Below are 19,822 nucleotides of genomic sequence, written 5' to 3'. Positions count from 1 at the left end.
AAGGGCCGACAGTAGTGAAGGCCGCGGAAAGCGGCGTGATTCGGTTGTCGTCACCGAGACGGCCCGTCCGCTGTCTCCTCACGGGAGTGGCGCCGTGCCTGTCCCCATCCTGACGTCCGGTCCGGTCGTACGGCCACGGCATCGGATCGCCGGGAGAGCCAGGAACAGGACGGGCTCTTCATGGGGCAGGTGGTCGTGCACGACGTCGAGGACCGTCACCGCGGCGTCGAGCAGCCCGGCGCGACGCGCCGCCTCATCCGTGGGACGCCGCACCGTTGCGAGCCCCGCTGCCGGCTGTCGCGAGCGGATCATCGCGGGCGTCTTCGCCGGTGCGGACGGCGACTCCGGCCAGTAGGTCGAGTGCCGCGCCCAGTTGCCTGCTCGTCGGTCAGTGAGTCCAGGGCGTTGACGGCGGCCGACGCTTTCGCGGATCAGCCGTGCATGATAGCAAAAACAACGGCGAATCCCCGGTCTGCCGGAGCTGTCAGCCGCGACTTGGGTCGTGGGCAGTCTGGAGGGGTGAGACCGAGTCGACTCGGTCTCACCCCTCCAGACACTCGTGTGGCGCGCTGTAGGCGGCGGCCCATCGTCCTCCCGGTTGTTCCAGGCAATCTGAGCTCGGTGTCGCGGCGTGGGCGGGATTACCAGGCGCTGGCTCCGCCGTCGACAGGGTAGTTGGCGCCGGTGATGAAGGACGCCCGGTCGGAGGCGAGGAAGGCAGCGAGTTCGACGATCTCCTCGGGTTGCGCGAAGCGCTTGAGGAGCGTCTTGCTGGTGATGGCATCCCTCATGGCCTGGTTGTCGCCGAGGTCGCGGTCGCTCGCCGGGGTCAGAACGGGACCGGGGCTGATCGCGACCGCGCGGATTCCGTGAGGCGCGCCTTCGAGGGCGAGCTGTCGTGTCATTCCGATGACGCCTGCGTTGGCCGCCGTGTGGGCGACCATCGGGGGAGTGGAGCCAGCTATCAGGCCGGCCTCCGACGCGACGTTGATGATGACTCCGCCACCGCGTCGGACGAGGTGCGGCCATGTGTACTTCGACACGAAGAAGGGGATGTCGAGTTCGCCGGCTTCCGTCGCGCGCCAGTCTTCGACGGAGAAGTCGGGCATGGCCCCGAAGCGCTGCATGGCTGCGTTGTTGTAGACGACGTCGAGCCCGCCGTAGGCGTCGGCGGCCGCGTCGGCCATCTGATGGACCTGGTCCGGGTCGGTGAGGTCGACTGGTGCGATGCTTGTCATCTCGCCCCCGGCGCGACGTACGAGGTCGGCCGTTTCAGCGTTGCCGCGGGCCTGGATGTCCACGCCGACGATCCTCGCGCCTTCCCGGGCGAAGATCAGCGCGGCGACGCGCCCCATCCCTCCACCGGTGCCGGTGACGAGCACTACCTTCTCGTCGAGAGTTCCCATGGTCTTCTCCTGCTTTCGATACCTGTTCCGTCAGGTCTGTGCGGGTGGGATCAAGATGCGAACGCGCCGGGCGGGTCCGTCCTCGGCAGAGCCATCGCCGAGGACGGGCCGCCGCGGAGCGTTACCTGGTGCTGGTACTGGGGGTGGCGGAGCCGGGGTCGGACACGCCGCGGAGCGCGTCGAGGAACCGGCCGAAGTTGCCTTCGGACCAGTGCTCGACGGACTGGCCGTGTATCACGCGGTCGATGGAAATGCCGCTGAGCGTCACAGATCGCCCGGATGCGGGAATCCCGAAGACAGTGCCGGTGTGGACACCTTCGAAGCTCCAGCGGGTGACGACCTTGTCGCCTTCGACGATCTGGTCGAGGACGGTCATCTTGAAGCCCTTGAGTCCGGCCTTGATGTTGAGATCGCCCTTGATCCAGTCCTCGCGCTGCTCAGGTCCGTTGAACCCGTGCAGGACCAGGTCCTTGGAGATGTAGCGGTCGAAGCCGGCGGCCAGGTCGCCGTTGTAGCTGGCGTAGTAGGCCGAAGTGACCTGCAGTGGCGACAGGTAGTGATGCTGCGCCGAGTGTCCTGAAGAGGCCTTGTCCGAGTCCTGGCCCTGGGCCACGGCCGGAACGGCTGCGGCGGTCAGGGCGGCCGCGACGACGAGACCGGTGACCAGACCCGTCACCTTGCGCCGCCCGGTTGCTGCGGTGGAAAGGGCGGAGACTGCTCGGTCATTCTTGGTGGTCATGGCGCTCCCCTGAGAGATGAGTCGGCGGCTGTGAGCACCACCGAAACTTACTTGACGCGTCAAGCATGTTCCTCGATCTGACAACTGTCAAGCGGGTCGTCCGCGCTTTCCCGGCGGCCCGCGACGGGCACGTAGGATCTGCCTGACACGAGTCCATCGCCGGCCCGACTCGACACCCTTGTGTCGGGGCCGGAAACCAGGACGACAGGAAGCGAGAACAACCCGGACAGCGGGCTGCGGCTAGGAATGGCGGAATGACCGACAGGAACCGGAAGGCGGCGAAGCTGCCCACGCGGGGCAGATATGCCCCTACGCAACTGGACGAGAGTGAAATCCTTCGGCGGGGCCTGGAGACTTTCGCGGAGCTCGGATATGCCGCGACCACGGTGCGCGAGCTCGCACGGCGCCTAGAGGTCAGTCACAACTTCATCAATGACCGCTACGGGTCGAAAGGTGAGTTCTGGCGTGCGGTCGTGGACTTCGCGCTGCTGGATGACCAGAAGGAGTTCGATCACCGGCTGGCGGAGTCCCGCGATGACGGCGAACGCCTCAGCAGCGTGATCGTTCAGCTCTACCGGCGATCGGCTAGCGCCTCAGCCATGAACCGTCTGCTGGCTGATGAGTCGACCCGCGACTCCGAGCGCCTGGACTACCTGCACGAACGGTTCATCAAGCCGTTCTGGGACAGTATCGAGCCGGCCATCGACAGCCTCACGGCCGCCGGTCGCATCCCGCGGGTGCCGCCGCACGTCCTGTACACGGCCATCACCGGTCCAGCGCTGGCCCTCGCGCACGATCCGATCGCCGACCGACTGGATCCGGCTGCCGCACCAGCGGCAAAACAGGACAGAGACATCCTGGCTGATGCACTCTCCGGCCTCGTCCTCCACGGATTGCTCCGTCCACCTGCGAAGTGACTGGCGCACGTGGCCACGGAGCCGGACGGAGGGCACAGACGTCGGGCAAGCAGCCCAGCGTGTCACGGCCCGCTCCGGTACGCGGTGATGGCGGTCGGCGGCCGCGCCGGCTGCGGGTCACCCGCAGCGTCAGATGGGGGGGGACCCGCTGCGCGTTGTGCGCGGCGAGTTCTCGTGCGGGCCTGCAGCACTTGGACCTCTGCGTCCCCCCGTGCGGAGGCGATTCGCTTGCGGATGCAGGAGGGTGCCGACATCCCGAGGCGTTCCTCAGGTGGCGACGCTTCCCAGAGCGGCCGCGAGCTTCTTCAGGTCCACATCCTTCAGGTGGTCCAGGAAGTGTCGGCGCACCGCGGCCAAGTTGCTGGGCCAGGCCCCCTCCAGGCGGACAAGGCCCTCGTCGGTCAGGAAGGCGTGCCAGCTACGACCGTCCGTGCCGCACTGCCTTCGCTCGATGTACCCCTCACTCTCCAGTCGGTGCACGATGCGGGATGTGCCGCTGAGGGACAGCTCGATCGCGCGGGCGAGCTCGTGCATGCGCAGACGTCGGTCGGGTGCCTCGGACAGGTGCATCAGCGTCAGGTACTCCGTGTTCGACATCCTCTGCTCCCGCTCCATGTCGGCGTCGATGGCACGCGGCAGGGCGTAGAGGAGCAGAGGGAGAGCCCGGACGACGGCTTCCTCGTCGGGAGTGAGTGGCTGCGGCGCCTCGGTGGGCGGTGCGGGCTTCGGTGTCATGGGAAAACCTCGCCGTTGTGTGAGGGCCGGGGGTGCCGCCGGCGGGGGCGTGAAACGTCACACGCGGACCCGTCACGTGCGGTTACTTGCTTGACGTAACAACCTCTTGCTAACTTGCTTGATGCAGCAAGTGTATCTCTCGACCGACTGTCAGGTCCACATGCTGCCCAAAACGGGCACATGGCCACCTTCACGAAGGGTTCTTGACGTGACCAAGATCGGAATCATCCTCGGCAGCACCCGGCCCGGACGTAACGGCGAGGCTGTCGCCCACTGGGTGCACGACATCGCCTCGAAGCGGACCGACGCGGAGTTCGAGCTGGTCGACCTCCTCGACTACAAGCTCCCGCACCTCGACGAGGCACTCCCGCCGTCGCTGGGCCAGTACTCCCAGCCGCACACGCAGGAGTGGGCGAGCAAGATCGCCTCGTTCGACGGCTTCATCATGGTCACGCCCGAGTACAACCACTCGACGTCCGGCGCCCTGAAGAACGCCATCGACTACCTCTACGCGGAGTGGAACAACAAGGCGGTCGCCTTCGTCGGCTACGGCGGCCTGGGCGGCGCCCGCGCGGTCGAGCACCTTCGCCTGATCGCGGGTGAGCTGCAGATGGCGGACGTGCGTTCCCAGGTCTCGCTGTCGCTGTTCCATGACTTCGAGAACTTCAGCGTGTTCAAGCCCGGCGACTTCCAGCTCGAGGCCCTTAACGCCACCCTGGACCAGGTCCTGGCCTGGAGCAAGGCGCTCGCCCCGCTGCGCGCCGCGTAACGCACGCACCTCACGCGCCTCCTTCGGGCGGTGGCGAAGCCCATGGCGGGCGCACGCCGCGTCAGTGCGGCCAGGCGCCGCGACTGCCGCGCGGACAGCGCCCCAGGAGTCCGCCGGGCCGATCCGTCATCCTCGACAGGACTCGGCGGTGGCCCGGCGGGACGCCCCCACCCAGACGCCATCCTCGCCGGACACCGGCACGTGTCGGCACGTCCAAGGCGGTTACGGCGGAGGCACGTTAGGACAGTTCACGGCCCGCCGCCCCGGGGGTGAAAGCAACAACCGTGGCCGGAGCAGCCACATCCCGCACGGCGCAACCCCAAGCCGCCGCGGGAACGGGGGCCGCACCCGTTCGCGGGGGCCCGCACCACTTCCTGCCCCGCGGTCCCCGCAGGGCAGACAGGTGAGCCCTCCCCTACCCATCCATCTCCATCCAAGGAACCCTCGTGTACATCGCTGCAGTCATCCTCAGCGCTCTCCTTGCCCTCGTCTCCCTCGCTGCCGGCGCACCCAAGGCGCAGCTCAAGGGCGACGTCCCGGACGGTCTCGTCGCGAAGGGCCTCAGCTCCGCACAGGTCCGTCTCATCGGACTCGCCGAGGTGGCCGCCGCAGCGGGGCTCGTGGCGGGCATCTGGTGGCAACCGCTGGGTATCGCCGCTGCCGTCGGAATGGCCGTACTGTTCCTCGGCGCCATCGGCTACCACGTGAAGTGGGGCGACTACCGAGACAGTGCCGCGCGCGGCGGGGCCATGGCTCCCGTCGTGCTCGTCCTCGCGACGGTGGCGACGGCTGTCACACTCGCCGCGTCACAGTGACCGACGCCGTCGCTGCACTCCTTCATACCGACGTGCCGCATGCACTGTTGGCACAGCGCCGCCTCGCTGGGAGAGGACGTCAGAGCTAGAGGTTGTCCCGTAACCCGTGGGTCCGTTGGTGCGTTGGCTGGGCATGGGTGGGGTGATCTCAGCAGATGATCCGAAGTGGATCCCGCGCCGTGTTTGTGTCCCCAGTGCATCGCCGCGCACGACAGGGGCCGCCCCTAGCCCCGCCCGCGGTGCTGCGAGAGCACGCCGAAGAACTGCGGCAGGAGGCGGACCATCCCGGCAGCGTCGGACATGCTCTCCATCGGACCAATGGCGCCAGCCACTCGACCGGCACGCAGCACAGTGAGGGCCGGCCCGACCTTCCCGGCGCGCACCTGCGCGTTCAGGAAGGCGAACCCGTCTGCGAGTGGCACGTCGGCGAAGTCGCCGAACCCGGACCCGCCCCGGAGCAGGTGGTGCTCCCGGGCCGGGCCGGCGGCGAAGCCTTTGCGTTGCACGCGGATTCCGCCCTTGGCGACTACCTCGGGGCGGTCGGGCTCACAAGAGCTTCCTCAGACCTCCGCGACTTCCAGGTCATGGCATCGGTCAACTTCGACCACCGCGATCCTTCGCTTCTGACAGCACTCACCTCGACGACATCCACGCCGGGCCTGAACAATATCGACTTCTGCGCCGTGCCACCGGAGTGAGTCGTCACGGACGCCTTCCGCCCGCCCTACTACAACCGCAACGTGAGCGCCGACTTCGTCGGCGTGATCGAACAGGCCCAGCACGTCACCGCGGGTCTCGGTTGGCCCTCTGCCGCGGACGGCTACGTCCAGGGCATGGCTGCCATCGTCAACCTGATGAATCCCCACGGTCCTGGGGCGGATGCCTGGGACGCCGGGACCAACGGCGACCTCTCGCCGATGCAGACAGACGGACTGCTGTTCGTGGTCGAGACCCAGTGGCCGATGAGCGTCACCGCGCAGGCCAGTCAGACGACCGGGAGACCGCTGACGAGACACTGAGCGGCAATTCGACCCTCCGGTGTGGCGGTGAGGTCGGGTGCCCTGGACTGGTGACCGGCCGATGGCACAGCCGGCATCGGCCGAACCGGTCGCCGAAGACGGCCTGAAGCATGAACGCACCAGTGATCAGTAGGCGGGCGCTCCTTTCCCGCTCGAAACGAGCCACTGGCTGGGGGCGGGCTTGCTGCCGATGGTCGGCAGGCACACATCAGCTAGAAGCGGCCGTCCGTACACGGCTTCGCTCGTCGGTGCTGATTCGAGCGATGAACGGCATCACGCGGCGCCTCCAGGTCTCAGCGCAGCAGGCTTCGCCTCACGGCCTACTGTGCGACGTGAGGTGCGGCTGTGCGGCCGGGACTGCCAAGGGCACGGACCTCGGGTTCGTGCCCGCAGGCACAGAGGAAGGTAAAAAGGCCTTCTGGGGACACCGCAGTCGTCGCGTCGTTGCGCAGCGGATGGAAAAGCAGCAGGTTTTGCTCAGTCAACCTGGCGTCTATGACGACCCTGAGCATCCCTGGAGCGGCGTTCATCAAGGCGAACGGTGTCACCGCCCCGGGTGTCACGCCGAGAACATCCTTGAGAGCCTCCGGTCGGGCGAAAGACAGCCGGCCCACGCCCCAGTCCGCAGCCAGAGCCTTCAGATCTACGGGGGTGTCCTCGTCCGCGATGAGCAGAATGAAGCGTTTGCGGCGGTCCCGAAGAAAGAGGTTCTTCGTACCCCTGCCACCGAGTCCCGTCACCAGACTTCGCGCCTGCTCGACTGTGAACACAGGAGCGTGCCGCTCATTCGTCCAGGCAATCCCCAGTTCGTCCAACCGCGCCAAAAGTCCAACTTCGGCCTGGTCCAGGTCGCGCATCGTCATCCCGTCAGTGTCGTTCATGCCACTTCACTGACGCCAGCACGGCCTCTGCTCTTCGACCAGGCCGGCCCGTTCCCGGTTGTCAGCAGTCAGCTGCATGCAGAGCATCCATGCGTCAAGTCGCAGCGACCAGCCGCCCCCGTCAAACGGGCAGCGCAACAGGCGCAGGACGCACCTCTACAGCCTGTCCCGTGACCTTCGTACTGACTCGACGGGATGGGGCAGTTCGCACCCCCGCCCCGCTTGCTTCAGGGCAGTGACAGCGTTTCCGCGTCAACTTGGGCGAGCTGGGCGGCGAAGATCCGAGCGCCGCCCTGGGCGGGACGGCGTACTCGTATCGCTGCGACGCTGTTGCGGGCGAGGGCCCCTGGGCCTTGCGGCCGACTCCAACGATGGTCCTGATCTGGAAGGCGGCCGTCAGTGCGACGGCGATGGGCGTGCCGCCGCGATCTCGGCGGCACGCGGGGGGCGTTTGGTGGCAGGGCGGCCGGGCTCGTGCGGGTGATTCGGGTACACGGGCCAGAACATCGGCAGCGCGCCGCGCAGTGCGGCCACGGTGCGCCACACCACAGTCGAGGAGGCTTTCCACAGGGCCGGCGGGTAGGCGGGGATCTCGAAGCCGTCTCCGTCCGGGTCGCCGGTGATCAGCTCAACCTCGGGTCGCTGCCGCGCGGCCACCCGCCGGTCTCCCGGAACCACTCACGAAGGCGCTCCAGGAGTTTCTCAGGCTGCTCCTCGGCCATCCAGTGACCTGAATCCTCGACCGGTCGCACCGTGACGTTCTCAGCAACCTCCGACAACGCGAGCCGCCAGTCACTGTCGGCCCTCCTATCGCGTCGGGGCAGCCACCTGTGACCAGCCCTTGGCCGGACTTCGCGCCGGGGCCGGCTCTCGTGCGAGGTTGTGGGCGGGATGTCGACGGGGGTGAACCGGTGCGGGGGTGATGCCGGGGGCGCCGCCACGGGGCGTGGCGGGCGACATCGGCGTCGGCTTACGCCACCAGCCGACGTCGCGTGACGTCCAGGATCTCCCGGCCGCCCCTGCCGGTGGAGCGCGAGCAATGCGCCGGAGCAGCAGTCTGCGGGGAGCACCAGGGAGCCTGTGTTGGCACCGGCGGTCACCCTGGTCGTCTCACGGGACGTGTACTTGGATCAGTCCCTACAGCCGCCTGGCAGGGAGCGTCCACCCGTTGCGGGCGACGCATCCGGTACCTCGGACGCTCAGGTCAACCATTCGCGTGGGGGTGCCCGTGCTGGCGGCCGACGAGCGCGGTGTCCGTGACGCGGTCAGCGGAAGGGGGGGCTTGCGCTGTGCCCCGGCGAGGCATGCCGCGGAGAACGGCGTCGGGCCGGGCAGGATGTCCTGCCCGGCCCGACCGAACGGCGGTTCGGCACCATTCAGGCCTGCGCCCGGAAAGCGGTGGGGGCCAGCCTCGAAGCCTGATCCCCCTAGAGGCGGCGGATGGCGGTGGCCTCCTGGTGGCTCAGCCGGAGTTACCGCGGGCCTGAGACGAACGCTGTCGCGATGATGAGAAGCGTCATGCCGATGGCTACGAGTCTCGCGGATTTGCCCTGGCTCAAGGCCTGGGCTCGAGGTGGACTGAGAGGCACTCTGCCACTCCTTGATTTCGGGGACCGAGACGGCTTCCGCTTCATTCCCTCCTGCACAGAGGGGGCGACAAGACTTAAACGGTCGGTCGTCTTACGGTGCAAAATGAGCTTAACGGGCAATTTGACTAGTCAAGTGGATTTGTCTGGGGTCCTCAGGAGCGGGGGCAGCCCGGGGGCGGCCCTTGAGTACTGTCTGGCGCACGGGCCTGCCGGGGGATCACTCAGGCCTGACGTCACCCAGGAGTCAACATGTCTGAGGACCCCGGGCCCCTCAGCTGCCGGGAGCGCTCGGGCGGGGGTCCGGTGCGGTGTCGGTCGTGGAGGCGTTCCAGCTGCTGAGGATGCGAAGGGATTCGGCTGTGGCGGAGTCCGGCTCGGGCAGGTAGACGCACAGCGTCTGGTTGTCATCGCCGGGCAGGTGCATGAACTCGTAGGAGAAGTGCAGGTCGCCGACGAGGGGGTGCCAGTAGTGCGCGGCCCCGTGGGTGTGGCGCAGGACGCGGTGGTCGTTCCACCAGGTGCTGAACTCCGGCGAGTTGAGGGTCAGTTCGCCGATCAGGTCGGCGAGCCGGCGGTCTCCGGGACAGCGGCCCGCTTCCAGGCGCAGCATGGCCACGGTCTCGCACGCGACCTGCTCCCAGTCGCCGGTGCGCTCGCGGGCCTTGGGGTCGAGGAGGTAGTAGCGGGCGAGGTTGCGGCGGGGGACGGGCAGTGTGTCGAAGTCGGTGAGGACGGCGCGTGCGAGGCGGTTGGACGCAAGGACGTCGGTGCGGCGGCCGATGACGAAGGCGGGCACATGGTCGAGGGTCCGCAGCATCAGGTGCAGGCCCTGGCGGACCCGCTGTGGGTTGACCGGGGCGCGTCGCGAGCCGGGGCGGGCGAGGAGGTCGGTGAGGTGCTCGCGCTCGGCGGCGTCCAGGCGCAGGGCGCGGGCCAGGGCGTCGACCACCTCGGGTGAGGGGCGGGCGGCCCTGCCCTGCTCGAGGCGGGTGTAGTACTCGGTGCTCACGCCCGCGAGGCGGGCGGCTTCCTCGCGGCGCAGGCCGGGGACGCGGCGAGCGCGTCCGTCCGCGGGCAGTCCCGCCGACTCGGGGGTGATCCGCGCACGGCGGGTGCGCAGGAAGTCGGCGATCTCGCGGCTGCGGTCCATACCTCCAGTCTGGACCGGCCGCACACCGCCGACATCCTGCTGGGTGGTACTGGCGGTACCTGTCTGACCAGGGCCATCTCCAGGCCGTTCCAGCCCTTCCTCCGGTGGTCAGCTTGAAGCCGAGGAGCCGCCGCAGACGTCGGAGGCCCCGCTTGGAAACCCACTGATCTTCCGGAAGGTGTCATCCCATGACCATCGAGACTTCTGCCCAGGCCCCCACCAACCCCCTCGATGGCCGGGTGGCTGTGGTCACCGGCGCGTCGAGCGGTATCGGTGAGGCGTCGGCCGAGCACCTGGCATCGCTGGGCGCCAAGGTCGCCGTGCTGGCCCGCCGCGCGGACCGCCTCGACGACCTCGTCGCCCGCATCGTCAAGAACGGCGGCACCGCGCTCGCGATCACCGTCGACGTCACCGACGCCGCCGCCGTCCAGGCCGCCGCGGACCGCGTGGAGGCGGAGCTGGGCGGTGCGGACCTGCTCTTCAACAACGCCGGCGTCATGCTCCCCGCACCCGTCGAGGAACTGCGCGCCGACCAGTGGCAGCGCCAGATCGACCTGAACATCTCCGGCCTGATGCACGTCATCGGAGCCTTCACCCCGCAACTGGTGCGGGCCGCCGCGGAGCGCGGCGTCGCCGACCTGATCAACACGTCGTCGAGTGCTGCGCGGAACCTCTACCCCACCTTCGCCGTCTACGCCGCCACCAAGGCGTTCGTCTCGCACCTGTCGAAGCACCTGCGGGTCGAGCTGGGCCCGAAGAAGGTGCGGGTCTCGGCGATCGAGCCGGGCATCGTGGGCACGGAGCTGCAGTCCCATGTCACCGACGAGGGCGCGAGCGCGTGGCTCGAGGGGTCGAAGGAGACCATCGACTGGCTCCGGTCGGAGGACATCGCGCAGACGGTCGGCTTCATCGCCTCCCTGCCGCTGCGGGTCAACCTCCCGCAGGTCTTCATCATGCCGACCGCCCAGCCCAGCTGACCGGGCAGGTCGACGCCGCACAGGACACAGAAGCGGCAAATCTTTACAGATGCCCGTAAGCGCTCCCAGAAGGGGTGAGGGTGGTCGCGACTGTCCCTCACCCCTCACAGCAAATCACCTCACACGAATCCATGGGACGGCCTCGGCAGTGCCGTCGAAGCCGTCCCGAGGAGCACGGCCTGTCACAAGACCGGAAGACCATCGGCAAGGCCCCGCCCTCGAAAGGCAGTTGATCCGCACCACTCGCCCGCCCACGGACCAGTCGGAAACGGAGCATCACCGATGCGCGCAGCTCTCATGTACGGCGCCGGCGACGTCCGCGTCGAGAACGTCGCCGACTCCGTCATCAAGTACCCGACCGACGCCCTCGTGCGGATCACCGACTTCGTCTCCGCCCGCGGCGCGAACGGCGTCGAAGCCGTCCGCGACCTCACCGGCGGAGAGGGCACGCATGTGGTCGTGGAGGCCGTCGGCACCAAGCCCCCCTACGAGCAGGCCCTCGGCATCATCCGCCCGGGCGGAACCATCAGCCGGCTCGGGGCGCCGCAGTACGAGGAGGCACCCGTCGGCTTCGGCAGCCTCTTCCGCCACAACATCCGGCTCGCCGGCGGCCCTTCGCCGGTCCGCGCCTACATCGAGGAACTGATGCCCGACATCCTCGACGGCACGATCCAGCCCGGAAAGGTCCTCGACGCCACCACCGACCTCGACGGCGTCCCCGCCGGCTACCAGGACATGGCCGACCGCAAGAGCCTGAAGGTCCTCGTCAAGCCGTAACCGGAGAACTCAGGTGGGGGTGCGGCATAGGCCGCCGCACCCCCAACCTGACAGCCGACCTCGGGGACATACTGCCTCCCACCACAGGACACAACGTGAAGAACATCGGATTCCTCTCCTTCGGCCACTGGTCCCCCAACGCGCATTCCCGGGCCCGGTCGGCCGCGGACATGCTGCACCAGTCCATCGACCTCGCCGTCGCCGCCGAGGAACTCGGCGTGGACGGCGCGTACTTCCGGGTGCACCACTTCGCCCGGCAGGCGGCCAGCCCCTTCCCGCTGCTTGCAGCCGTCGCCGCACGGACCTCGAAGATCGAGATCGGCACCGGCGTGATCGACATGCGCTACGAGAACCCGCTCTACATGGCCGAGAACGCGGGCGCCGCGGACCTCATATCGGACGGCCGGCTGCAGCTGGGCATCAGCCGCGGCTCACCGGAGCAGGTGATCGACGGCTGGCGCCTGTTCGGCCACCACCCCGCACCGGGCGAGACGGACGCCGACATGGCCCGCCGCCACACCGAGGCGTTCCTCACGGTCCTCGCCGGCAAGGGCTTCGCCCGCCCCAACCCACGGCCGATGTTCCCCAACCCGCCCGGACTGCTGCGCCTCGAACCGCACTCCGAAGGACTGCGGGAGAGGATCTGGTGGGGCTCCGCGTCGAACGCGACCGCCGTCTGGGCCGCGGAACTGGGCCTGAACCTGCAGAGCTCGACACTGAAAGTCGACGAGAGCGGCGAGCCGCTCCACGTCCAGCAGCGCAAACAGATCGAGGCCTACCGCGAGGCCTACAAGAACGCCGGTCACACCCGCGAGCCGCGGGTCTCGGTCGCCCGCAGCGTCTTCGCCCTGACCAACGACCTCGACCGCGCCTACTTCGGCCACGACCGCAACTCCCGCGACCAGGTCGGCACCCACGACGACGTCACCCGGTCCGTCTTCGGACGCTCCTACGCCGCCGAGCCGGACAGACTGGTCGAACTGCTCCGGGACGACGAGGCGATCCAGGCCGCGGACACCCTGCTCCTCACCATTCCGAACCAGCTCGGAGTCGACTACAACACCCACGTACTGGAGAGCATCCTCACCCACGTGGCACCGGAACTCGGCCGGCGCTGACCATCCGTCGACTGACGACCTCAACCGGCGGGCCGGCGCGCTCCGCAGCCAGAGGGCCAGCCTGCCGCTGCCCCCTTTGAGTCGCCCGATCTCCACCGTCTCCATACCGGTGCGCAGGCGGGCGTAGAGATACCTGCAGCAGGCCGTCGCGCTTCAGGTGCTGGACTGGCTGTCATCCCGGAACAGGGAAGGAAGATTCACCACGACCGGCTCCTGGGTACTGCGCCAGGGCTTCGGCGTAGTCCAGTCTCGCCCTTTTTGATCATGTGAGGTCGAGAAGGGTGAGGGGTCGGGTTTGGTCCCGGGCTGCCTGGCGGAGGCCGGAGGCGATGTTGCGGACGCCGGCCGGGCGGAGAGCACCGATCGCGAGGTTGCTGCAGGCCGCCATCGCGCGACGAGCGTTCCCTATCTGCAGTTGGGAGGCGTCCTCGGCGAAGGTCACGTCTCTCACGTGTGGTGCAGGGCCTCCATGGTCCAGTGCCGCCGGATCAGTGTGGCGAGTTGAGCGGGGGTGGCCTGTTCGGCGGTGAGGCTGGTGACCGCGTAGACAGGCTTGAGGTTGATCTTCCCGGTCTTGCGGCTGACGCGGCGGCGGACGATCTGGATGGCCTGGCGGGCGCTGGGGAAGAGCAGGTTGCTCACCGTGCAGACCTTCAGCCGCCGGATCTCGTGGCGGCCGTGACCGGTGGTCCGAGTTCAGTCCTGAAGCGGGATCCGCTCCCAGGGAAGAGACCTGAGCTGCTTGCGAAGCTTTTTCCGGTTGCCCTTCGCGATCACGATGTAATGGGCGTCCCGCTTGAGCAGGTAGGTGGCGTGGTCGTCCTGGGTGTGCATCGCGTCGCTGGTCACGACCGTGCCCGCCAGGTCCGGGAGTGTGTCCAGCAACGGTTGGAAGCAGGTGATCTCGTTGGTCTTCTCGCCGACGTCCAGCTGGGCGAGGACCAGGCCGTTCCCGTGGTCGGACGCGGCCAGGAGGTGGATCTTCCGTCCCTTCGCGCGGGCCGCACCACGCGGCGACTTCCCGTCGACGGCCGGCCCGCGCAGCCCATCGCTCTTGGCCTGCCGGTCGGCGAGTCAGGCGCCGACCGCGTGGTCCAGGGTGTCCGCGTCGACCCTCGCGAGCAGGCGCCGGATCATGGATTCCGCGGGCCAGGCCCGTTTCGGAAACAGCGGGTCGACCCTGCCGCCGAGCCGCTCGAGCAGGGTGGGCGGCGCGTCGGCGACCCATTCGCCCACGGCCAGCAGGGATCTCGCCCCGGCGAGGACCGCGCACGCGGTCAGGGCGAGCACCGTCACCAGTGGGTGCCGCACTCCGCGTGGATCACGTGGGTCGGGGACCTGGGCGAGGCGTTCCAGCAGGCCCGGGACCTCGGTGTCGGTGGCTGCCGGGTGCGGGCCGAGCTGGTCAAGGGCAGGAATGATCAGGGATGATGCGTCGGCAGGCACGGGCCTTCCAGGGTCACAGAGCGTAGAGAACTCCATGATCACGGACGCCCGTGCCTGTCTTGCGTTCGGCCGAGTGAGCCCGCCCCTGCGCACGCCGGGGGCCGTCGCCGGCACACGACCCGGGCGCTTCGCTCTCCCGCACGACACCCACTCAGACGAGGAACTCGGCGAGCGGGAAGGAGCGGTGGCGGCGTGGTGGAACCAGATAGTTCTGCCGGTGGGTCGTGTACAGGACCGAGTTGATGCCGGCGTGGGGACTGCGCGGTTCCATGGGGAGTGTCCTGTCGGGATAGTAGCCGTCCATCGCGAGCCGAACGCGATTGAAGATTCCAATGGTCGGCTGGAACGCAATGAAGTGCAACCCGGCCGCTTTCTTGTTGCTGTAGTGGTCTCCCGCCGGATCAGATGTGTAGTGGAACGGATTGTCCAGCGTGTCGAAATCTCCGCGTACGGGGATGGTCGTCCCCGCGGGATATTTCTTCTTGTAATTGCTGGTCGTCGGTGATGTGGTGCTGTCCACCTGCGACATGCTCCCCGTGTGGCCGTAGGCGTGGTACCGCTTGACCCCTTGCTCCACTTCGGCCTCAGTTTGACCTGGTGGTTGGAAGGCATACGTCCCCGGCGCAGGCGAGAGGCCGGGCTGGAGCATCGCCTGGACGCGATCCGCGTACGTGGTGTACTTCTGTTCGTACCAGGCCACCAGGTCCTGAAACAGGTGCGAGAGATGCATGGTGGTCCCCTGTTTGAAGTAACCCTTGGGCCACTGATCGGTGAGGCCGGGCAGTGTCTCCAGGCTCACGATGTTGCCGGGTCCCATGTTCGAGTCCAGGGTCGTGGCGAAGCCGAGGAAGCCCTGCGCCTGTCGAGGGATATGGTGTGCGCCGGGGATATTGGCCCTCAGTGCCAGCTTGCTCGGCAGGCCCTGTTGCCCGTAGAAACCGCCCCCGGAGAATCCCTGGCGGATACTCGTGACCTTGAACAGGCTGCCGGCCTGGTTGCTTCCAAGCCCGAAGAGGGCCTTTTGGACATCCTTGATTCGGTCGATCGAGTCACTGCGGAGGAGCACGGCCACGTCGTTCTGTTCCAAGCGGACCGGCCCGAAGCCGGGCGGGGGCTGGTCGCTGGGAAACGTCCTTGCCTCCTGCAGCGCATATACGGTGCGGTGCTCCGTCTTGGAGGTCTGCAAATCGACCGGCAGATACGCTGGGTAACGTGTTCCCGCCTTGAAGAAGTCTGACGTCTTGCCCAGGACTGGGATGTAGTGGTGGAAGTAGGGGAGTCCCCAGGCTACCGTGATGGCCACTCCTGACGGAGTGGGTGGAAAATGGCGTTCCAGATCCAGGAGGGCGGACTCGAGGTGGTGCGCCGCCTCCTGCAACGCTTTGGCTTTCGCCGGTACATTCAGCTTTGCGGTGATGACATGATCGTGCAGGGCCGGCACCCGGGCCGCGATCGTGCCCTTGCTGCTCTTCACGCCCGAGCCGTCGATGTTGATCACTTGCTCGTTCTGCAGGATGTATTGTTCCTGGATGTTGTCGGCGGCAGTGGCCCGGTCCGGTGGTGTCACAATGCTGTCGATCATCTCGTAGATGCCGGCGGATGCCAGAGCGGCGCCGAAGGTGCCCGCTGTCCCTTGAAGAAGGAGTCGCCTGCTCAAGTTCCCGCGTGATCGTTCCGCGCGCGCATTTTCGTTGTCATCTGTCATGGAATGAATTCCTCTCACTCATGCGCATCGGGGGGCAGAGGAAATGGAAAGCGAGGACCCTTCGCTGTGGCGATATGATCACACGTGGCCTGGGTGCCTTGAAGTCAACACGCTCAGGGCTTCGGCGTAGTCCAGCCTCGCCCTTCGTGATCATGCGAGGCCGAGGAGTGCGAGGGGGCGGTGAGGGTCGCGGGCGTTGTGGCGGAGGCTGGCGGCGATGTTCTTGGTGCCGTGCGCTCGTAGGGCTCCGATGGCGAGGTTGCGCCAAGTGGCCATGACCCGGGGTGCGTTGCCGGTCCGGAGCTGGGAGGCGTCCTCGGCGAAGGTCGTGTCTCTCACGTGGTGCAGGGCCTCGACCTGCCAGTGGTCTTTGACCAGCTTCGCGAGTTGGGCGGGACCGGCCTGCTCGGCGGTCAGGCTGGTGACCGCGTAGATGGTCTTGATCGTGGTCTTGCCGGTCTTGCGGTCGGTGCGGCGGCGCTTGATCTGGACGGCCTGACGGGCTCCGGGGAAGAGCAGGTTGTTCACGGTCGCGACCTTGCTCCGGCGGATCTCGGAGCGTCCGTGTCCGACTCCCCTGGTGCCGCCCTGGAGTGGGATGTCCTTCAAGGGAGGGGACTTCAGCTGCCGGTGCAGCTTCTTCTGGTTGCCTTTTGCGATCACGACGTAGTGGGCCTGCCAGCCCCGGAGGTACTCGGCGTGCTCGCGCTGGGTGTGGAGCGCATCGACGGTGACCACCACTCCGGCGAGGTCTGTGACCGTGTCCAGCAGTGGCTGGAAGCGCGTGACCTCGTTTGTCTTCTCGCCCACGTCCAGCTGGGCCAGGACGGCGCCGGTGCCGTGCTCCAGCGCGGCCAGAAGGTGGATTTTCCGGCCCTTGGCTCTGGCGGCACCGCGCAGGCTCTTACCGTCCACGGCCAGCCCCCGGAGGCCGTGTGCCGGTGGGCGGCGGTCGGCGAGCCAGCTGCCGACCGCCCGGTCCAGCGCGTCGCCGTCGATGCGGGCCAGCAGCCGGCGGGCCGTGGTCTCCGAGGGAAGCGACCACCGGGGCTGGAGCGGATCGGGACGGACGCCGAGCCGGTCGAGCACGTGCGCGGGAGCGTCGGCGATCCACTCGCCGACCGCTAGGAGCGAGGTCGCCCCGGCCAGTACGGCGCACGCGGTGAGGGCCAGTACGACGGCGAGCGCATGACGCACGCCGCGCGGATCACGCGGGTCCGGCACCTCGGCCAGACGTTCCAGCAGGTCCGGAACCTCCTCGGAAGCGACCCCGGGCTGCTGCCGGAGCTGGTCAAGAGCAGGCGGGATCAGGGATGATGCGTCGGCAGGCACGGTCTTCCAGTCGGATCACGGGGCGTCGAGAACTCCATGATCTTGGAAGCCCGTGCCTGTCACGTTCCCCGGCCGCCACCGCGCCAGCGGATCACCACGAACCGGACATCACCCGACTACGCCGAAGCCTTGGGTACTGCGCGCGATCACCACGACGGCTTCCTCGTCCGAATCGGGGTTCTCCTCCCGGTGCGCAGCATGGAGTTCTATAGCGACCGTTTCGTTCATCGCGGCGGAAACAACGGGGCGATCACCGGCGGACTCACGCTGCATGTCGCATTCGGCGACCGTGCCGTCGAGCAAGGTGTACCGCGCGCCGGAGGTTCTCAAAAATCCGGTCAGCGGGCGCCCGGCCGGCTAGAAGTTTCACGCCGATGCTGACGTAGGCGTGGGAGAGTTGTTTGAGGTCGTGATAAATCTTGCCCTCGTTTCGCAGACGGCAACGCCCGGCGGGGTTTATGTCGCCTGAGGGGGAGTGGTGAACTCGGGACCGACCCGGCTTCCGTACGTGCCCCGCGAGGGATTGAACGAAGTATTCATGGTGGCGAGCAGTCGCAGGCGCTCCTCGGATTCGCTTCCGGGGTCCGCGTGATAGGTGATCAGCGCCTGCATGTCGGTCCCGGGAATCAGAAGTTTTTCGTAGTGCAATTCGAGGGAACCTACTTGCGGGTGGTTGAACGGGCTGGTTCCGGTGGTTTTGTGTGTGACGTCCTGGCGTGCCCAGAGCTTTCGGAATCGTTCGCTGCGCAAGGAAAGTTCCCCGACGAGTTCGACCAGACGGGACTCTTCCATATCCGCACCGACGATGGAGCGAAGGTAGGGCACGACACGTGCCGTCATCTCATCCCAGTCGCTGTGTAGCTCGCGCATCTCCGGTTCGAGGAAGGCGGCGAGAATACCGTTCTGGCCGGGAGCGTTATAGGGAGAGAGGGCGATGGCAAGACTATTGGCCGCGAGCACGTCCATGTACCTGCCGTGCACGTAGGCAGCGGTCAGAGGCCAGCTGTTGATCAGAGTGTGAATCCCGTCACTGACCCTTTCGGGCTTACGGGGCCGCTTACGCCCGGATGCTTTGGGTTTCGCGATTTTGATCAGGTACCGGGTGGCTTCCTCATCCAGTTGAAGAGCGCGCGCGATGCTGCGCAATACCTGCTCGGAGGGGTGACGGTCCCGGCCCTGTTCCAGCCGTACGTAATAGTCCGAACTGATCCCCGCGATGAAGGCGACCTCCTCGCGACGCAGACCCGGGACACGGCGGTTTCCCATGTCGGACAGTCCGACCGCGTCGGGCGTCACGAGGGACCTGCGGGTCCGCAAGTACCGCCCCAGGGGATTGGCGTCGTCAACGTTCGGCATAGGTCCAATTTAACTTCGTCCTCGGGGGTGTGGGTGGACCTGCCAGTCCCAGTCTCAAGGGAGCCTGGTCGGTCCGTGGCAGCCACCGCATGGTGGAGGCACGAGCGACATTGACGTATGACGGACATCGGAGAATTTCATGTCTCAGCTTTTCCAGAGCCCCTTCGACCGCAACTCCACCGCGAATGATGTGACCAAGGGCGTCGACCTGTCCGGCAAGCGTGTGATCGTCACCGGTGCCACCTCCGGAATCGGGGTGGAGACCGCGCGGGCACTGCTGGCCGCTGGGGCAGAGGTGACTCTGGCGGTGCGGCGTCCGGAGGCGGGCGAGCAGGTAGCGGCCGACCTGCGGGCACAGACCGGAAACGACGCGGTCCGGGTCGGCCGTCTCGACGTGGCGGATCTCGACTCGGTGAACGCCTTCACCGCCTCGTGGCGTGGCGCACTGCACATCCTGGTCAACAACGCCGGCATCATGATGCCGCCCGAGCTCGAGCGCGGCATCCGCGGCCACGAGCAGCAGTTCGCGACGAACTACCTGGGCCACTTCGCGCTCACCCTCGGCCTGCACTCCGCGCTCGCCGAGGCCCAGGGCGCGCGTGTGGTGTCCGTGTCCTCGGGCGGCCACCTCTTCTCGCCGGTCGTTTTCGACGACCTCGACTTCCGCTTCCGGCCCTACGACGCTCTGACCGCGTACGGGCAGTCCAAGACGGCGGAGGCGCTGCTCGCCGTCGAGGCCGACCGCCGCTGGGCCGGTGACGGCATCAGGGCCAATGCGCTGAACCCCGGCGCCATCGCAACAGGGCTGCAGAAGCACACCGGTGGCCTGCGGACCCCCGAGCGGTACCGCAAGACGATCGAGCAGGGCGCGGCGACCTCGGTGTTCCTTGGCGCTTCCCCGCTGGTTGACGGCATCGGCGGCCGCTACTTCGAAGACGTCAACGAAGCCCCCCAGGTCGATGCCCGGCCCACCGAGCTCGGCGTGACGGCGGTGGCCGCCTACGCCGTCGACCCGGCCAACGCCGAGCGCCTGTGGAACGTCGCCTCCGGCATTCTGCGCTGAAGGACCTCTAATCCGCCCTGTGAAGAAG

General features: G+C 67.6%; 21 protein-coding genes and 1 pseudogene. 8 read left to right on the top strand and 14 right to left on the bottom strand.

All coding sequences use genetic code 11. From position 1 onward, the window contains the following. Nucleotides 1–641: 641 nt before the first annotated feature. Both OG776_RS05520 and OG776_RS05515 read right to left on the bottom strand, forming a co-directional pair. Nucleotides 642–1,406 carry an SDR family NAD(P)-dependent oxidoreductase gene (locus OG776_RS05520; RefSeq protein WP_148011479.1) on the bottom strand — a complete coding sequence of 255 codons (765 nt, stop codon included), beginning with the start codon at nt 1,404–1,406 and terminating at the stop codon, nt 642–644. A gap of 121 nt (nt 1,407–1,527) precedes the next feature. Then, entirely contained in the window at nt 1,528–2,145 is a 618-nt protein-coding gene (locus OG776_RS05515) for an ester cyclase (protein WP_329319264.1), read from the bottom strand. A 254-nt stretch (nt 2,146–2,399) separates the two neighbouring features. On the opposite strand from OG776_RS05515, the gene OG776_RS05510 reads away from it, so the two are divergent. After that, nucleotides 2,400–3,062 carry a TetR/AcrR family transcriptional regulator gene (locus tag OG776_RS05510; protein WP_148011477.1) on the top strand — a complete coding sequence of 221 codons (663 nt, stop codon included), beginning with the start codon at nt 2,400–2,402 and terminating at the stop codon, nt 3,060–3,062. Nucleotides 3,063–3,329: 267 nt separating this feature from the next. Here the strand turns inward: OG776_RS05510 and OG776_RS05505 are convergent, their stop codons facing one another. Beyond that, a complete protein-coding gene (locus tag OG776_RS05505; protein ID WP_148011476.1) occupies nt 3,330–3,797 on the bottom strand; it encodes a MarR family winged helix-turn-helix transcriptional regulator in 468 nt (155 codons plus the stop codon). A 208-nt stretch (nt 3,798–4,005) separates the two neighbouring features. On the opposite strand from OG776_RS05505, the gene OG776_RS05500 reads away from it, so the two are divergent. The 3 genes and pseudogenes from OG776_RS05500 (at nt 4,006) to OG776_RS05490 (ending at nt 6,400) form a co-directional block, all read left to right on the top strand. Continuing rightward, on the top strand, nt 4,006–4,566 hold the full coding sequence (locus OG776_RS05500; protein WP_329319261.1) for an NADPH-dependent FMN reductase: 561 nt from the start codon (nt 4,006–4,008) through the stop codon (nt 4,564–4,566). A 446-nt stretch (nt 4,567–5,012) separates the two neighbouring features. Next, nucleotides 5,013–5,381, top strand: coding sequence for a DoxX family protein (locus OG776_RS05495; RefSeq protein ID WP_329319259.1), 369 nt, complete (start codon nt 5,013–5,015; stop codon nt 5,379–5,381). A 155-nt stretch (nt 5,382–5,536) separates the two neighbouring features. Then, a pseudogene (locus OG776_RS05490) lies at nt 5,537–6,400 on the top strand (homogentisate 1,2-dioxygenase domain-containing protein). A 320-nt stretch (nt 6,401–6,720) separates the two neighbouring features. Here the strand turns inward: OG776_RS05490 and OG776_RS05485 are convergent. The 3 genes from OG776_RS05485 to OG776_RS05475 form a co-directional block, all read right to left on the bottom strand. After that, nucleotides 6,721–7,281, bottom strand: coding sequence for a prolyl-tRNA synthetase associated domain-containing protein (locus OG776_RS05485; RefSeq protein WP_148011471.1), 561 nt, complete (start codon nt 7,279–7,281; stop codon nt 6,721–6,723). 396 nt (nt 7,282–7,677) lie between these two features. Beyond that, complete coding sequence (locus tag OG776_RS05480) at nt 7,678–7,938, bottom strand: hypothetical protein (protein ID WP_329319256.1); 261 nt, start codon at nt 7,936–7,938, stop codon at nt 7,678–7,680. A 1,203-nt stretch (nt 7,939–9,141) separates the two neighbouring features. Beyond that, a complete protein-coding gene (locus OG776_RS05475) occupies nt 9,142–10,020 on the bottom strand; it encodes a helix-turn-helix transcriptional regulator (RefSeq protein ID WP_329319254.1) in 879 nt (292 codons plus the stop codon). A gap of 188 nt (nt 10,021–10,208) precedes the next feature. Between OG776_RS05475 and OG776_RS05470 the strand changes: the two genes are divergently transcribed. The 3 genes from OG776_RS05470 to OG776_RS05460 all read left to right on the top strand — a co-directional run bounded on the left by OG776_RS05470 (nt 10,209) and on the right by OG776_RS05460 (nt 12,892). Continuing rightward, the gene (locus OG776_RS05470; protein WP_329319252.1) at nt 10,209–10,997 is read left to right on the top strand and encodes an SDR family oxidoreductase; all 789 of its coding nucleotides are present in this window, start codon (nt 10,209–10,211) and stop codon (nt 10,995–10,997) included. A 282-nt stretch (nt 10,998–11,279) separates the two neighbouring features. Next, nucleotides 11,280–11,774: a zinc-binding dehydrogenase gene (locus OG776_RS05465; RefSeq protein WP_329319250.1), complete on the top strand. Its 495-nt coding sequence runs from the start codon at nt 11,280–11,282 to the stop codon at nt 11,772–11,774. Between the two features lie 95 nt (nt 11,775–11,869). Further along, nucleotides 11,870–12,892 carry an LLM class flavin-dependent oxidoreductase gene (locus OG776_RS05460; protein WP_329319248.1) on the top strand — a complete coding sequence of 341 codons (1,023 nt, stop codon included), beginning with the start codon at nt 11,870–11,872 and terminating at the stop codon, nt 12,890–12,892. A 262-nt stretch (nt 12,893–13,154) separates the two neighbouring features. Here OG776_RS05460 and OG776_RS05455 read toward each other — a convergent pair whose 3' ends face one another. The 8 genes from OG776_RS05455 to OG776_RS05420 all read right to left on the bottom strand — a co-directional run bounded on the left by OG776_RS05455 (nt 13,155) and on the right by OG776_RS05420 (nt 18,731). Continuing rightward, nucleotides 13,155–13,343, bottom strand: coding sequence for a hypothetical protein (locus OG776_RS05455; RefSeq protein ID WP_261994827.1), 189 nt, complete (start codon nt 13,341–13,343; stop codon nt 13,155–13,157). Next, entirely contained in the window at nt 13,340–13,534 is a 195-nt protein-coding gene (locus tag OG776_RS05450; protein WP_261994826.1) for a hypothetical protein, read from the bottom strand. The genes OG776_RS05455 and OG776_RS05450 overlap by 4 nt, the downstream gene beginning before the upstream one ends. A gap of 54 nt (nt 13,535–13,588) precedes the next feature. Continuing rightward, nucleotides 13,589–13,864: a transposase gene (locus OG776_RS05445; protein WP_329323661.1), complete on the bottom strand. Its 276-nt coding sequence runs from the start codon at nt 13,862–13,864 to the stop codon at nt 13,589–13,591. Between the two features lie 102 nt (nt 13,865–13,966). Further along, nucleotides 13,967–14,338 (bottom strand): transposase family protein, encoded by a 372-nt coding sequence (locus OG776_RS05440; RefSeq protein ID WP_261994825.1) that lies wholly within the window; start codon nt 14,336–14,338, stop codon nt 13,967–13,969. 151 nt (nt 14,339–14,489) lie between these two features. After that, nucleotides 14,490–16,043 carry a DUF7405 family protein gene (locus OG776_RS05435; RefSeq protein WP_148012087.1) on the bottom strand — a complete coding sequence of 518 codons (1,554 nt, stop codon included), beginning with the start codon at nt 16,041–16,043 and terminating at the stop codon, nt 14,490–14,492. Between the two features lie 150 nt (nt 16,044–16,193). Beyond that, nucleotides 16,194–17,375 carry an ISAs1 family transposase gene (locus tag OG776_RS05430; protein WP_329319244.1) on the bottom strand — a complete coding sequence of 394 codons (1,182 nt, stop codon included), beginning with the start codon at nt 17,373–17,375 and terminating at the stop codon, nt 16,194–16,196. A 108-nt stretch (nt 17,376–17,483) separates the two neighbouring features. Further along, nucleotides 17,484–17,678 (bottom strand): hypothetical protein, encoded by a 195-nt coding sequence (locus tag OG776_RS05425; protein WP_222723842.1) that lies wholly within the window; start codon nt 17,676–17,678, stop codon nt 17,484–17,486. A 153-nt stretch (nt 17,679–17,831) separates the two neighbouring features. Beyond that, nucleotides 17,832–18,731, bottom strand: a complete 900-nt coding sequence (locus tag OG776_RS05420; protein ID WP_329319241.1) for a helix-turn-helix transcriptional regulator — start codon at nt 18,729–18,731, stop codon at nt 17,832–17,834. Between the two features lie 139 nt (nt 18,732–18,870). On the opposite strand from OG776_RS05420, the gene OG776_RS05415 reads away from it, so the two are divergent. Beyond that, nucleotides 18,871–19,794: an SDR family NAD(P)-dependent oxidoreductase gene (locus tag OG776_RS05415; protein ID WP_148012083.1), complete on the top strand. Its 924-nt coding sequence runs from the start codon at nt 18,871–18,873 to the stop codon at nt 19,792–19,794. Nucleotides 19,795–19,822 lie beyond the last annotated feature (28 nt).

Source organism: Streptomyces sp. NBC_01689 (assembly GCF_036250675.1).
Taxonomy (GTDB): Bacteria; Actinomycetota; Actinomycetes; order Streptomycetales; family Streptomycetaceae; genus Streptomyces.
Note: the sequence above shows the minus strand (reverse complement) of the source record. Positions and strands in the feature narration are given on the sequence as shown.

Coding starts and splice junctions, on each gene's coding strand:
- OG776_RS05415 (WP_148012083.1), top strand. CDS start 18,871: ATGTCTCAGCTTTTCCAGAGCCCCTTCGACCGCAACTCCACCGCGAAT.
- OG776_RS05475 (WP_329319254.1), bottom strand. CDS start 10,020: ATGGACCGCAGCCGCGAGATCGCCGACTTCCTGCGCACCCGCCGTGCG.
- OG776_RS05520 (WP_148011479.1), bottom strand. CDS start 1,406: ATGGGAACTCTCGACGAGAAGGTAGTGCTCGTCACCGGCACCGGTGGA.
- OG776_RS05485 (WP_148011471.1), bottom strand. CDS start 7,281: ATGAACGACACTGACGGGATGACGATGCGCGACCTGGACCAGGCCGAA.
- OG776_RS05515 (WP_329319264.1), bottom strand. CDS start 2,145: ATGACCACCAAGAATGACCGAGCAGTCTCCGCCCTTTCCACCGCAGCA.
- OG776_RS05465 (WP_329319250.1), top strand. CDS start 11,280: ATGCGCGCAGCTCTCATGTACGGCGCCGGCGACGTCCGCGTCGAGAAC.
- OG776_RS05505 (WP_148011476.1), bottom strand. CDS start 3,797: ATGACACCGAAGCCCGCACCGCCCACCGAGGCGCCGCAGCCACTCACT.
- OG776_RS05510 (WP_148011477.1), top strand. CDS start 2,400: ATGACCGACAGGAACCGGAAGGCGGCGAAGCTGCCCACGCGGGGCAGA.
- OG776_RS05435 (WP_148012087.1), bottom strand. CDS start 16,043: ATGACAGATGACAACGAAAATGCGCGCGCGGAACGATCACGCGGGAAC.
- OG776_RS05470 (WP_329319252.1), top strand. CDS start 10,209: ATGACCATCGAGACTTCTGCCCAGGCCCCCACCAACCCCCTCGATGGC.
- OG776_RS05420 (WP_329319241.1), bottom strand. CDS start 18,731: ATGCCGAACGTTGACGACGCCAATCCCCTGGGGCGGTACTTGCGGACC.